This is a genomic window from Duganella radicis (assembly GCF_009720825.1).
Classification (GTDB): domain Bacteria; phylum Pseudomonadota; class Gammaproteobacteria; order Burkholderiales; family Burkholderiaceae_D; genus Rugamonas; species Rugamonas radicis.
Genome location: NZ_WNKY01000032.1, coordinates 19174 through 33163, shown reverse-complemented (window position 1 = coordinate 33163; position 13990 = coordinate 19174). Strand labels below are relative to the sequence as shown.

Below are 13990 nucleotides of genomic sequence, written 5' to 3'. Positions count from 1 at the left end.
CAACCAGAGGAAACGACATGACCAATTTCATCGTTAAAAAAGTAGCCGTGCTGGGCGCCGGCGTGATGGGCGCGCAGATTGCCGCTCACTGCGTCAACGCCAAAGTGCCTGTGGTGCTGTTCGACCTGCCTGGAAAAGAGGGCACGCCCAAGAACGGCATCGTTCTGAAGGCCATCGAGAACCTGAAAAAACTGTCGCCTGCGCCGCTGGGCAACAAGGAACACGCGGCGCTGATCGAAGTCGCCAACTACGAAGACGACCTGGCCAAACTGGCCGAGTGCGACCTGATCATCGAAGCCATCGCCGAGCGCCTGGACTGGAAGCACGACCTGTACAAGAAAGTCGCGCCGCACATTGCGGCTAACGCCATCTTCGCCTCGAACACCTCGGGCCTGTCGATCGGCAAGCTGGCCGAAGGCTTCGACGCGGACCTGAAGGCGCGCTTCTGCGGCGTGCACTTCTTCAACCCGCCGCGCTACATGCATCTGGTTGAAATCATCCCGACCCCGGACACCAAGCCAGAGATCGCCGACCAGCTGGAAGGCTTCCTGACCTCGACCCTGGGCAAGGGCGTGGTCCGCGCCAAGGATACGCCTAACTTCATCGCCAACCGCGTGGGCGTGTTCGGCATCCTGGCCATCGTGCACGAAGCCGAGAAATTCGGCCTGTCGGTGGACGTGGTCGACGATCTGACCGGCGCCAAGCTGGGCCGCGCCAAGTCGGGCACCTTCCGTACCGCCGACGTGGTCGGCCTGGACACCATGGGGCACGTCATCAAGACCATGCAGGACTACCTGCCGAACGATCCGTTCGCCGCCGTCTACAAAACGCCAGCCGTGCTGGCCAAGCTGGTAGAAAAAGGCGCGCTGGGCCAGAAGACCGGCGCCGGCTTCTACAAAAAAGTAGGCAAGGAGATTCAACGCCTGGACTTCGCGACCGGTGAATACGTACCGGGCGGCGCCAAGGCGGCCGACATCGTGGCCCGCATCCTGAAAGAAAAGGATCCGGTCAAGAAGATGAAGGCGATGCGCGAATCGACCAACCCGCAAGCGCAGTTCCTGTGGGCGATCTTCCGCGACGCCTTCCACTACATCGCCGTGCATCTGGAAAGCATCGCCGACAACGCGCGCGACATCGACTTCGCCATGCGCTGGGGCTTCGGCTGGAACGTCGGTCCGTTCGAAACCTGGCAGGCCTCCGGCTGGACTCAGGTGGCCCAGTGGGTCAAGGAAGACATCGACGCCGGCCACGCGCTGTGCAACGCACCGTTGCCAGCATGGGTATTCGAAGGCCCTGTGGCTGAAAAAGGCGGCGTCCACACCCCGGAAGGTTCGTGGTCGGCCGTATCGAAATCGTTCGTGCCACGTTCGGAACTGGCCGTGTACAAGCGTCAGGAATTCCGCGCGCCAGTACTGGGCTCGGGCGAACTGGATGGCCGCAAAGCCGGCACCACCGTGCACGAAGACGACGATGTGCGCATCTGGCACTCCGGCGACGAGGTGCTGGTGATTTCGCTCAAGACCAAGATGCACGTGATCAGCCCGGGCGTGATCGCCGGCTTCCGTAAAGCACTGGCCGAAGCGGAGAAGAACTTCAAGGGTCTGGTGATCTGGAGCGCGGACGCGGCCGACGGCGGCGCCTTCTCGGCCGGCGCCGACCTGCAATCGGCACTGCCGGCCTTCATGACCGGCGGCGCCAAAGCGGTGGACCCGATCATCCGCGAACTGCAAGACACCTTCATGGCGATGAAATATTCGAACGTGCCGGTGGTGGCCGCGGTGGCTGGCCTGGCGCTGGGCGGCGGCTGCGAAATGGCCCTGCACGCGTCGAAGCGCGTGGCCTCGATCGAATCGTACATCGGTCTGGTGGAAGTGGGCGTGGGCCTGATTCCGGCCGGCGGCGGCCTGAAAGAAGCGGCGCAGCGCGCTTACAAGGAAGCCAAGGGCACCGACATCCTGCAATTCCTGAAAACCGGCTTCACCAACGCGGCCACCGCGAACGTGTCGAAATCGGCGCTGGAAGCGCAAGCGATGGGCTACCTGAAAGAAGACGACGTGATCGTGTTCAACCCGTACGAACTGCTGCACGTGGCGAAAACCGAAGCGCGCGCCATGTTCGACAAGGGCTACCGCGCGCCGCTGAAGGCGCCGATCCAGGTGACCGGCCGCTACGGCTGGGGCACCATCAAGGCCCAACTGGTCAACATGCGCGACGGCGGCTTCATCTCGGCGCACGACTTCAAACTGGGCGACATGATTGCCGAAATCGTGAGCGGTGGCGACATCGATCAGGGTTCCTTCGTGAGCGAGCAGTGGCTGCTGGACATGGAGCGTAAAGCGTTCCTGGAGCTGCTGAACCATCCGAAAACCCAAGAGCGCATCATGGGCATGCTGCAAACCGGTAAGCCAGTCCGCAACTAAGGAATAAGACAATGAGCAAACAAGTTCAAGACGCATACATCGTCGCCGCTACCCGTACTCCTATCGGCAAAGCGCCGCGCGGCATGTTCAACAAAACCCGCCCGGACGACCTGCTGGTCAAGGTGATCCAGTCGGCACTGGCGCAAGCGCCCGGCCTGGACCCGGCGCTGATCACCGACGCCATCATCGGCTGCTCGTTCCCGGAAGCTGAGCAGGGCTTCAACATCGCCCGTCAATCGGTGCTGCTGGCAGGCCTGCCACGCACCGTGGGCGGCGTGACCATCAACCGCTACTGCGCTTCGGGCATCACCGCCCTGGCCATGGCGGCGGACCGCATCCGCGTGGGCGAAGCCGACGTGATGCTGGCTGGCGGCGTGGAGTCGATGTCGATGGTGCCGATGATGGGCCATCACCCATCGATGAACCTGAACATGTTCACCGACGAAAACGTCGGCATGGCCTACGGCATGGGCCTGACCGCCGAGAAAGTGGCGGAGCAGTGGAAAGTGTCGCGTGAAGACCAGGACGCGTTCTCGGTGGAGTCGCACCGCCGCGCCATCGCCGCGCAGCAGGCCGGCTTCTTCAAGGACGAGACCACGCCGGTGGAAATCGTCACCCGCACGCCAGACCTGTCGACCGGCGAAATCAAAGTGAAAACCCGCACCGTCGACACCGACGAAGGCGCGCGTCCGGAAACCAGCATCGAGACCCTGGGCAAGCTGAAACCCGTGTTCGCCGCCAAAGGTTCGGTCACCGCGGGTAACAGCTCGCAGATGTCGGACGGTGCCGGCGCGCTGCTGGTGGTGTCGGAGAAGATCCTGAAAGAACACAACCTGACCCCGCTGGCCAAGTTCTCGTCGTTCGCCGTCAAGGGCGTGCCGCCGGAGATCATGGGCATCGGTCCCAAGTTCGCGATTCCAGAGGCGTGCAAAGCCGCCGGCATCACCCAGGATCAGCTGGACTGGATCGAGCTGAACGAAGCCTTCGCGGCACAGGCGCTGGCCGTGATCCGCGATCTGGGTCTGGACACCGCCAAGGTCAACCCGATGGGCGGCGCGATCGCCCTGGGCCACCCGCTGGGCGCGACCGGCGCCATCCGCGCGGCGACCGTGGTGCACGCACTGCGTCGCAACAACCTGAAATACGGCATGGTCACCATGTGCGTAGGCGCGGGCATGGGCGCGGCCGGCATCATCGAGCGCGTGTAATCACGACATCGCGGTAAAAAAGGGCGCTGAGGTGTATCCCAGCGCCCTTTCATTTTGGAGACACACATGGAAATTTTGAGCAGCATTAATGACGGCATCCTGACCCTGGAATTCAACCGTCCCGAGCGCAAGAACGCGATTACCGCCGCGATGTACCAGACCATGGCCGACGCCCTGACCGAGGCCGAAGGCAACGCGGAAGTGCGCGCCATCCTGATCGTCGGCAAACCGGAGATTTTCACCGCCGGCAACGACCTCGAAGACTTCATGAAAAACGCCCCGACCAGCGGCGCGATCGAAGACCGCTCCGTGTACAAATTCATGATGGCGCTGAGCGGCTCGACCAAGCCGGTGGTGGCGGCGGTATCGGGCAACGCGGTCGGCATCGGCACCACGCTGCTGATGCACTGCGACCTGGTGTACGCGGCCGACAACGCCAAGTTCTCGATGCCGTTCGTACAGCTGGGCCTGTGCCCTGAATTCGGTTCCAGCCTGCTGCTGACCCAAATCGCCGGCTACCCGCGCGCCGCCGAAAAACTGATGCTGGGCGAGGCGTTTGGCGCGCAGGAAGCGCTGGAAATGGGCCTGATCTCGAAAGTGCTGCCGGTGGACGAACTGCGCGCCTTCGCCGAAGGCCAAGCCGCCAAACTGGTGGCGCTGCCAGCGAGCTCGATCCGCGTCACGAAAGAGTTGATGAAAGCCGCGCGCAAAGCCCCGGCGAGCGAAGCCATCGCCGCCGAAAACATCCACTTCGGCAAAATGCTGTCCGCCCCCGAAGCCCGCGAAGCCTTCATGGCCTTCTTCCAGAAGCGCAAGCCGGACTTCAAGCAGTTTTCCTAAGGGGAGTTTGATGTAATGATGAGGGGCCATTCGATGTGAATGGCCCTTGCGTTAATGAGCAAAATAACGCATCGCGGCGATCATCAGGCTGATCTGTGCGATAGAGATAGTGACAAGCCATTTCAGTATGTCCGCCTTGAGTCCTTGGATCTGCTCCTTAACATACAACTCCACCCACGCTTTTAATTCTTTCAAGTCGTCCTTGGTCGCGACCTGGCTCATCACTTCAGCCAATACTTGCGCGTGCACTTCTGCCTGCGCTCGCGGTACGCCGACCGCTTCGAGACGTTTGCAATAACCGAGGGTGTCGAGTGAGCTCATTGGAACAGTATGTGCTTTTCCCTTGGGATTGCAAGCGAAGCACTTTGAGCTGCCTCAATAACATTACTTACGGCGCTATCCAAACCAGATTCCACAAATGACCATCCAGGTCTTCGAAGCCTTGGTCGTACATGAAACCATGGTCTTCTGGTGGGTGGGGGATGCGGGCGCCGGCGGCGGTGGCTTTGGCGATCAGGCTGTCGAGTTCTTCGCGGCTTTCGCAGCTCAGGCAGATGATGACTTCGTTCGCTTCCATGGCGTTCGCCACCGGCTTGTTGATGAGGGAGTGGAAGAAGTCTTCCGTCATCAGCATGGCGCGGATGCTGCCTTCCACCACCTCCATGAAGGCGGCTTTCTCATTGCTGTATTTCGGGTTGAAGGTGAAGCCCAGCGCGGCGAAGAAGGCCTTGGATTTGTCCAGATCCTTGACCGGCAGGTTGAAGATGATTTCTTTGTTCATGACGCCTCCACGTTGAAAAGTTGGGTATTACCCTTCCACGACGAACGGCGGCGCCTGAAATCGACAATTATTTCGACGCCCGCCGCTGCGACATAATAAATTGTTCCAGGTCCTTGCTGGCGTGTTCGATGTGACGCTTCAACAATGCGGCGGCGCCGCGCACGTCGCCATCCCGGCACAGTCGCACCAGTTCTTCGTGCTCCTGCTGGGCCTGGCGGATGCTGTCCGCGCTCAGCGATAACTGCATGCGGGTGTAGCGGTCGGTTTGCTGCAACAGCGTGGCGACGATGGCCGCGGTGCGCGGCTGTCCGGCACGCGACAGCAGCACGTCATGCAGGCGCGTGTTGAGCTCGCCCCAGCGGGTGGTGTGCTGGGCGTGCAGTTCCACCTTGTATTCGGCCAGAATGGCGTCCAGCTCGGCGTAGTCCTCCGCCGTCAGCCTCGGCGCGGATTTCTTCAGCAGCACCGGCTCCAGCAAGCTGCGCAGCATGAACAGCTCGTTGATTTCATCAATCGACAAGCCGGACACCACCGCGCCCTTGTGCGGCACGATCTTGACCAGGCCTTCGCCCTCCAGCTGCACCAGCGCCTCGCGCACCGGTATCCGGCTGATGCCGAACTCGGCCGCGAGCGCATCCTGGCGCAGCGAGACGCCTTCCGGCAGCTCGCCCGACATGATCTTGCGGCGCAGCGCGTCCGCCGCCTGCTCGGCAACGGTGGTTACCGCAAAGCCTTTCACGCGGCCACTTCTTTCGACCACTGCGCGTACCAGCCGCGGAACAGTGCGTACTGCGTTTCGGCGTAGCGGCGCTGGCTGGCGCTCAGGGCGTCGGTTTCGTTGAAGTGCAGGGTGTACTCGGTGTCGCCGTTCAGCACCATCAGGTATTTGTAGAACAGCACCAGATCGGCGCCTTCGTCGAACGAGGACAGCACCAGCAGCGCCGCTTCCAGCTCGCGTGCCTGGCGGCGCGCCACCGCATCGCCGGCGGCGGCTTTGCGCGACAGCGCGACCAGATGCAGCACTTCACGCGGCAGGGCATTGCCGATGCCGGTGATGGCGCCGGTCGCGCCGCAGTTGACGAAGCCGTGGAACACCTGCGTATCCACGCCCACCATCAGGGTGACGTCGTCGTCCTGGCTGGTGATGTGTTCGGCCGCGTAGCGCAGGTCGGCGGCGCCGCCGAATTCCTTGAAGCCGATCAGGTTAGGGTGCCTGGCGCGCAATTCGAAGAACAGGTCGGCGCGGGTGGCGAAGCCATAGTACGGGCTGTTGTAGATCACGGCCGGCAGCTGGGGCGCGGCTGCCAGGATGGCGGAGAAGTGGGCTTTCTGCGCCGCCGGCGACGAGCCGCGCGACAGCAGGCGTGGAATCACCATCAGGCCATGTGCGCCGACTTTGGCGGCGTGCGCGGCGTGGGAGACGGCTTCTTTCGAGTTCACCGCGCCGGTGCCGACGATGGTCGGCACGCCGGCCGCCACCAGGCGCGCCACGCCTTCCTGGCGCTGCGCCTCGGTCAGCAGCGGCCAGTCGCCCATGGAGCCGCAGTACACCACCGCGCTCATGCCGGCGGCGATCAGTTCACGGCCTTTTTTGACCAGTGCGTCGAAGTCGGGCGTGCGGTCTGCTTTGCATGGGGTCATCAGGGCCGGGATGGTGCCGGTGAAAATATTGTCGCTCATGGTGGTTCCTTCGGGCTGCGTTAGAGGGTGTGAGGATCATACCGATTTTGGATATTTTATACAATCTGAAAATTTCAATGTGCACGCAAGAATGTGTGGTATCGTTAACTCATTGTCTGAAATGAACTGATGCCATGATCAAAATGAGCTGGGTAGTCCTGATGGCCGCGCTGGGCGCCGGTGCGGCCCGTGCCGATGAGGTGCGGGTCGATTGTTCGGGCGCGAGTCCCGCGCCGGTGGTCGGTAGCCTGACGGAGTTGAACGCCATGCGGTTTGCGCCGGGCACGCGGATCTTATTCAAGCGCGGCGTGACTTGCCATGGCAGCTTCGTGCCGCGTGCCGGCAGTTCCGGTGTGCCGGGCCGGCCGGTGGTGGTCGGCAGCTATGGTGACCCGGCGGTGGGCAGGGCGGTGATCGCCGCCGGCTGCCGCGAGGCGGTGGCCGATCCGGATCAGGCGTTGACCTTGCAGGCGCGCACGGCCAGCGGCATCAGTCCCTATCGCTCCCTGTGCCGTCGCGATGACGGCGTGGTTGCGCGGGCGGCGATTCATCTGCATAACCTTCAGCATTGGGAAATTGAAGGGCTGGAGCTGACCAACGATGGCCTGAGCGAAGGCGCGCGCGTCGGTCTGCTGGTGCAGCTGGAGGATTTTGGCGTCGGCAGCCACTACCGCGTGCGCGATGTGTATGTGCATCATGTGCGTGGCTATCTGAAGGATGCGCCGGGCAGCGAGCATGTCTACAAGGAGACCGGCGGCATCCTGTTCAACATCACGCGCCACGGGGTCAATCAGCGCAAGACGCGCTTTGATGATGTGCTGGTGGAGGACAGCGAGATCTTCCATGTCGACGCCATCGGCCTGTCGACCCGCTCGGCGTGGATGTGCCGCGTTGGCGGCGCGCCCTGCGGTGACTATCTGCCTTACAAGGACAAGCGCGTCGCGCTGAGCGCGGCGGCGGCGGACGATTACACGCCGTCCACCAACATCGTGTTCCGCAACAACCATATCCACGACATCGGTGGCGACGGCATTGTGGTGCGCAGCGCCACGCGTCCGCTGGTGGAGGCCAACCTGATGCACGACATCTGGCTGCGCGCAGCGGGCAACAGCGCCGGCGCCTGGGCCATCAACACCGACGGCGCCCGTTTCCAGTACAACGAGATCCACCATGTGCGCTACCAGCAGCCATGGGAGCCGGGCGACGGCATGGCCTTCGATGCCGACCTCGGCACGCGCGACACGCAAGTCGTGAACAACTACAGCCACGACAACGAAGGCGGCTTCATGCTGTTCTGCGGTTGCGGCGATGACGGCCTGGGGAATCCGGCGCAATCGTCCGGCACGCTGGTGGAGAACAACCTCAGCATCAACGATGGCCGGCGCGTGATCGTGTTTGCCGGCTCGCAGAGCGCGCTGGTGCGTGGCAACTTGCTGCTCAACACGCGGCCGGGGCTGGTATCGCCGGCCGCCGAGAACACCGGCATGGGCAGCAAAAACGCCGGCGACATCCGCGACAACGTGTTCTACCACGGCGCCAACGCCGGCACGCTGTGGCGCGCGATGAAGCCGGCGCTGCGCCACGACGACATCCGCTGGGGCGGCAACCGCTTCTACGGCTACGCGAACATCCAGTCCGCCCAATTCTTCGAAGGCGAGGCCGTCAACACCGTCGCACCGGCGGCCGGCTTCGATCCGGAAGCCGCGCTGCGCAACTGGTTCGCGGCTACCTCATTCAAGGAGCGAGGCTACCGGCGGTAAGCGTGCGGGCAACTGGACGCTGCTCCAGCAGCACCGAAATGCCCAGCACCACGATGCCGCCCAGGGCCAGCAGGGCGCCGACCGGGCCGGTCGATTGCAGGCTCATGCCGTGGGCGATGGCCAGGCCACCGCACCAGGCGCCGGCGGCGTTGGCGCAGTTGAAGGCGGAGTGGTTGAGCGCCGCCGCCACTGTCTGCGCATCGCCCGCCACGTCCATCAGGCGCGTTTGCACGGCCGGGCAGACGGCGATGCCGCAGCCAATCGCGAACAGGTTCAGCGCCACCGTCCACAGGTTGGCGCTGGTGTAATAGAAGGCCGACAGCGCCGCCGCGTTCCACACCAGCGCGCCGAAGATGGTCCACAGGCGCGAACGGTCGGCAAACCAGCCGCCCACCAGATTGCCCACCGTCATGCCCACGCCCATCGTGGCCAGCAGCACGGCCACCATCGCCGGCGCCACCCTGGTCACTTCCAGCAAGGTCGGGGTAATGTAGGTGTAGACCGCGAACAGGCCGCCAAAGCCCACCGATACCATCAGCAGCGTCACCCACACTTGCAAGCGGCGGAACACGCCCAGTTCGCGGCGCGGGCTGGCGTTGCCGGCGGCGATGAAGGGCACGTAGCGGCTCACCATCACGGCGGTGGTCAGGCCCAGCAGGCCGACCACCAGAAAGGTCGAGCGCCAGCCGAAGCCCTGGCTCAGCCACGTCGCCAGCGGCACGCCAAACACGTTGGCGATGGTCAGCCCCAGCAGCACGCGCGAGACCGCCTGCGCACGTTTCTCCGGCACCGTCATGGCGGCCGCCACCAGCGCCGCCACGCCAAAGTAGGCGCCGTGCGGAATGCCGGCGATGAAGCGCGCCAGGATCAGCGCGCCGTAGCCGGGCGCGGCCGCGCTTAGCAGGTTGCCCATCGCGTACAGCGACATCAGCATCACCAGCATGGTTTTGCGCGGCATGCGCGCCAGGAAGATGGTAATCAGCGGCGCACCGAACACCACGCCCAGCGCGTAGGCGCTGATCATGTGGCCCATGTCGGGCAGGCTGGCATGCAAGTCGTTGGCCACCACGGGCAGGATGCTCATCGAGGCGAATTCGCCGGTGCCGATGGCCAGGCCGCCGAGGGCCAGGGCCAGGCTGGCCAGTCCGGCGCCGTGCGGCGCGCTGATGAGGGGAGTGTCGGAAATCGGTTCGTGCTGCATGAAAATGACGCAAAACTGCGGGCAAAAAGGGTCCACCTTAGCATGTTTGGCGTGATGTTGCAGCGCACCCACAATCGTGCGCTGCCTCTCATACTGCTGAGTTAAACTGGTTGAACATTATAATTTTTATATTAAAAGGGGGATGGTAATGAAGAAACTTGCACTTGCATTGGCCTTCACCGGTCTCGCTGGCGGCGCGCTGGCAGACACGAATGTGGCGCTGAATGGCGCGGTGACCCTGTCCGCTACCGCCGGCTGGGGTGACAGCGCCGGCTGGGGCGGCGGCGTCCTGGCTGCCCCGGCCACGGTGACGGATGGCGTGTTCCTCGCCGTCGGCACGCAGTGGAATACCGGCTCGGTGTTCTGGAGCGGAGCGGTCGGCGTCGATGCCATCACGGTGACGCTGAACCAGAAGTCGCTGGTCAGCCAGTTGCTCATCCAGGCCGACAACGACAACAATTATCTGGTGGAATACCTCGACAGCAGCAACCTCTGGCAGACCGCCGCCACCCTGAGCCCGCACCGCAGCTGGGGCCTGGATAACGGCAGCGCCACGCTGGGCTCGCCAGTGTTGACCACGGCTTTCCGCATCAGTGGCGCGGCCGGCGCCGGCGACGCGCAGTTCTCGGTGTCGGAATTCCAGGCGATCGGCAACGTGGTGGCGGTGCCGGAACCGGCCACCTATGGCATGCTGGGCGCCGGCCTGGGCTTGCTGGCATTGGTCGCGCGCCGCCAGTCGCGCAAGGGCAACGCGGGCTGTTAAACAGCGTAAAACTGGGCAAAACGGCAATAATGGTCCGGAAAAAGGCGTGATGCTTGGCTAGAGTTTGCTTTCTTTAAATTTCGGAGAAAGCAAACATGCCTATTTCTAGCCGGACGCTGGCCGTCTACGCCACTTCTCTGTCGCTGCTGCTGTCCGGCTGTAGCGGCAGCTCGGATTCTTCCACCTCGACGGCCGCCGGCAGCGGCGGGCCGTCGATTTCCTTGCAGCCGGCTGCGGCCACCATTGTGTCCGGTTCCAACAGCGTGCTGTCGGTGGTGGCCGAGGGCAGCGGCCTGAGCTATCAGTGGTATCTGGCCGGGACCGCCATCAGCGGCGCCACCGCCGCCACCTACACCGCCACCGAAGCCGGCACCTACTATGTGGTGGTGACGTCGTCGGCCGGCTCGGTGACCAGCGCCAATGCGGTGATCACGGTCAGCAGCGCGCCGGTGATTACCGTGCAGCCGTCCGGCGCCACCATCCTCACCGGCACCAGCCAGACCTTGTCGGTCACCGCCGATGGGCTGGAGATGGGTTATCAGTGGTACAAGGACGGCACGGCCATCGATGGCGCCACGCGTCCGACTTACGCGGCCTCGGCGGCGGGCAGCTACACGGTGGTGATCACCAATACCACCGGCGCGACCACCAGTTCGGCGGCGGAGATTGTGGTGTCGTCGTCGGTGACGGCGCCCGCCATCAATGTGCAGCCGGTGGCGCAGACGGTCAATGCCGGCACCGGCGCGACCTTGTGGGTGGCGGTGAATGGCGTCAGCCTGGCCTATCAGTGGTATCGCAACGATGTGCCGATTGCCGGTGCGACCGAGCGGATCTACAGGATCCATACCGCCAACGCCAACAGCGCCGGCAATTACAAGGTGGTGGTGACCAATACGGCCGGCACGGCCACCAGCGCCACCGTGGCCCTGAAGGTGAATGTGCTGAGCGAAGGCGCCAACACGGCGGCGGTGGTGAATGCGGCCAATGCTTTCCTCGCCACGCTGTCGACCGACCAGAAAACGGTCGCGACCTCGGCGACCTCGTCGACCACGGTGCTGTTCGATTACGCGCTGGCCAATGCGAATCAGTGGACCAATCTGCCGGGCGCGCGCCACGGCTTGCGCCTGAATACGACCACGATGAGCGCGGCGCAACTGGCGGCCGCCAATGGGGTGATCGCCAAGGCGCTGAGCGCCAACGGCATCACGCTGCTGAACGAGCTGCGCGCGGCCGATCAGGTGCTGGCCGGTGGCATGGCGTCTGGCGGCGGCACGGGCGGCGGCACCATGCCCGGCGGCGGGGGCACGCCGCCGGCCGACGGCACCGGTACGCCACCAACCGACGGCACCTTCACGCCGCCGACCGATGGCACGGGAACCGGCACCGCGCCGGGCGGCGGCACCGGCGGCACTGGCGGCCTTGCGCTCGACTACGGTAGCGATCTGTATTCGATCGCGTTTGTCGGCACGCCATCGGCCACCTCGCCATGGATCTTGCAAATCGCCGGCCATCACCTGGCCTACAACATCACCTACAACACCGGCAAGGTCAGCGCCACGCCGAACTTTGTCGGCGTCGAGCCGCCTAACTGGACGGTGGGCGTGGACGGCACGGTCAACGTCACGGCCAACGCCAGCAGCGCCGGCAAGCAGCACGCGCCGATGGAGAAGCAGCGCGCCGCCGTCTACAACCTGGCGGAATCGATTTACGCCGACAGCGCGTCGTCGGCCGCGGCCAAGCTGTCCGGCACTTTCACCGATGTGGTCATGGGCGCATCCGGCAACAGCGACGGCAACTTCAAGTCGCTGGTGTATCCGACCAGCGGACGCGGCCTGCAATACTCGGCCATGAGCGCCAGGCAGCAGACTTATGTGCGGGCGGCGATCGAGGCCTGGGTCAACACGCAGGCGGCGGACGTGGCGGCCACGCTGCTGGGGGCCTACCTGGCGGACGACGCGCTGGCCAATACCTACGTCGGCTACGGCGTCGGCCAGAACGGCGTGAAGGCCGATTTCAGCGCATACCCGAATGCGGGTTCGTCGCCGCTGGAGGCGCAGCGCTCCTACATCCGTATCGACGGTCCGCGCGTGTGGATCGAGTTCGTGGTGCAGCAGGGCGTGGTGTATGGCACCGACATCCACTACCACACCATCTGGCGCGACAAGACCAATGACTATGGCGGCAGTTTCTAAGCGCCTGCTGGCGCTGTGCCTGCTCGCGTGGGCGATGGCGGCGGGGGCGCATCCCGCGCCGCAGTCGGAAGTCCTGCTGGAGAGCCGGCCGGACGGCATCCATGCCGAGCTGGTGCTGCCGCTGGACCAGCTCCAGCTGGCGCTGCCCGGCGGCCTGCCGGCCGGCGACGCGGAGATGGCGGCCTACCTTGCCGCCCACATCCGTCCAGTGGCGCCGGACGGACGGGCGTGGGTGGTCAAGGTCGAGCGGCTGCGCTGGCAGTGGTCGCGGCAGCCGGCCGATCTGTTGGCCAGCATGACGCTGCGCCCGCCGGCCGGCGCGCCGCTGGACCGCTTCACCTTCGGCGACGACGCCATCGCGCATCAGGTGCCCAGCCACCTGACGGTGGTGGCGTTGCGCAGCGCGCCCGACGCGCCATCGCGCCTGCTGGGCACGCTGCACTTCGGCCAGCGCAGCATCGAGGTACGGGGCGCCGATCCTCGCTGGTGGGCCGGCTGCGCCGATCTGTTCAAGCTTGGCATGGCGCACATCGCCGAAGGCACGGACCACGTGCTGTTCCTGTTGACGCTGCTGCTGCCGGCCGCGCTGCTGGCGCGCGACGGCCGCTGGCAGGCGTACGCCGGCACGCGCCATCTGCTGGCCTATCTGCTGAAAGTGGTGACGGCCTTCACGCTGGGCCATTCGGTGACGCTGATGCTGGGCGCGTTGGGCACAATCAGGTTGCCGGAACCGCCGGTGGAATTGGCGATTGCGCTGTCGATCCTGTTCTCGGCCGTGCACGCCTGGCGCCCGCTGTTTCCGCGCCGCGAGGGCTGGGTGGCGTCCGGCTTCGGACTGGTGCACGGACTGGCGTTTGCCGCGGCCATCCGCGAGTTGCAGCTGAGCGGCGCCCGGCTGGTGGCGGGCGTGCTGGCGTTCAATCTCGGCATCGAGGCGATGCAGGGCGCCATCCTTCTGCTGGCGGCGCCCTTGCTGATGCTGCTGGCGCGGCGGCCGGCGTATCAACGCGTGCGGCAAGCGGCGGCGCTGCTGTCGGCGGTGATGGCGGTCATCTGGATGGCGCAGCGCGTGTGAGTGCGTCACACCACAGACACGCGCGGCGGGCGCGGGCAAGATGGCGCGATCCACCCGACAAGGATCCGCC

Annotated in this window: 12 protein-coding genes; 7 read left to right on the top strand and 5 right to left on the bottom strand. The window is 64.7% G+C overall.

Going from position 1 to position 13990, the window contains the following annotated elements; translation table 11 throughout:
- Window positions 1-17: 17 nt before the first annotated feature.
- The 3 genes from GM676_RS22455 to GM676_RS22445 all read left to right on the top strand — a co-directional run bounded on the left by GM676_RS22455 (window position 18) and on the right by GM676_RS22445 (window position 4468).
- Window positions 18-2420 carry a 3-hydroxyacyl-CoA dehydrogenase/enoyl-CoA hydratase family protein gene (locus GM676_RS22455; protein ID WP_155466196.1) on the top strand — a complete coding sequence of 801 codons (2403 nt, stop codon included), beginning with the start codon at window positions 18-20 and terminating at the stop codon, window positions 2418-2420.
- Window positions 2421-2431: 11 nt separating this feature from the next.
- Window positions 2432-3628, top strand: a complete 1197-nt coding sequence (locus GM676_RS22450) for an acetyl-CoA C-acyltransferase (protein ID WP_155466195.1) — start codon at window positions 2432-2434, stop codon at window positions 3626-3628.
- Between the two features lie 66 nt (window positions 3629-3694).
- Window positions 3695-4468 (top strand): enoyl-CoA hydratase, encoded by a 774-nt coding sequence (locus tag GM676_RS22445; RefSeq protein WP_155466194.1) that lies wholly within the window; start codon window positions 3695-3697, stop codon window positions 4466-4468.
- A 51-nt stretch (window positions 4469-4519) separates the two neighbouring features.
- Here GM676_RS22445 and GM676_RS22440 read toward each other — a convergent pair whose 3' ends face one another.
- From GM676_RS22440 to GM676_RS22425, 4 genes are all read right to left on the bottom strand, one after another.
- Window positions 4520-4789, bottom strand: coding sequence for a hypothetical protein (locus GM676_RS22440; RefSeq protein WP_155466193.1), 270 nt, complete (start codon window positions 4787-4789; stop codon window positions 4520-4522).
- Between the two features lie 67 nt (window positions 4790-4856).
- Complete coding sequence (locus tag GM676_RS22435) at window positions 4857-5249, bottom strand: VOC family protein (protein ID WP_155466192.1); 393 nt, start codon at window positions 5247-5249, stop codon at window positions 4857-4859.
- 67 nt (window positions 5250-5316) lie between these two features.
- Window positions 5317-5988 (bottom strand): GntR family transcriptional regulator, encoded by a 672-nt coding sequence (locus GM676_RS22430; RefSeq protein ID WP_371866342.1) that lies wholly within the window; start codon window positions 5986-5988, stop codon window positions 5317-5319.
- Entirely contained in the window at window positions 5985-6929 is a 945-nt protein-coding gene (locus tag GM676_RS22425; protein ID WP_155466191.1) for a dihydrodipicolinate synthase family protein, read from the bottom strand. The genes GM676_RS22430 and GM676_RS22425 overlap by 4 nt, the downstream gene beginning before the upstream one ends.
- A gap of 143 nt (window positions 6930-7072) precedes the next feature.
- Between GM676_RS22425 and GM676_RS22420 the strand changes: the two genes are divergently transcribed.
- Window positions 7073-8689, top strand: a complete 1617-nt coding sequence (locus GM676_RS22420) for a right-handed parallel beta-helix repeat-containing protein (protein ID WP_170304345.1) — start codon at window positions 7073-7075, stop codon at window positions 8687-8689.
- Here the strand turns inward: GM676_RS22420 and GM676_RS22415 are convergent.
- Window positions 8664-9890, bottom strand: a complete 1227-nt coding sequence (locus GM676_RS22415) for an MFS transporter (RefSeq protein WP_155466189.1) — start codon at window positions 9888-9890, stop codon at window positions 8664-8666. The genes GM676_RS22420 and GM676_RS22415 overlap by 26 nt on opposite strands.
- A gap of 148 nt (window positions 9891-10038) precedes the next feature.
- On the opposite strand from GM676_RS22415, the gene GM676_RS22410 reads away from it, so the two are divergent.
- From GM676_RS22410 to GM676_RS22400, 3 genes are all read left to right on the top strand, one after another.
- Window positions 10039-10653, top strand: a complete 615-nt coding sequence (locus GM676_RS22410) for a PEP-CTERM sorting domain-containing protein (RefSeq protein ID WP_170304344.1) — start codon at window positions 10039-10041, stop codon at window positions 10651-10653.
- Window positions 10654-10748: 95 nt separating this feature from the next.
- Window positions 10749-12845 (top strand): DUF3500 domain-containing protein, encoded by a 2097-nt coding sequence (locus tag GM676_RS22405; protein WP_155466187.1) that lies wholly within the window; start codon window positions 10749-10751, stop codon window positions 12843-12845.
- A complete protein-coding gene (locus GM676_RS22400; RefSeq protein ID WP_170304343.1) occupies window positions 12829-13920 on the top strand; it encodes a HupE/UreJ family protein in 1092 nt (363 codons plus the stop codon). The genes GM676_RS22405 and GM676_RS22400 overlap by 17 nt, the downstream gene beginning before the upstream one ends.
- The last annotated feature ends 70 nt before the right edge of the window (window positions 13921-13990 follow it).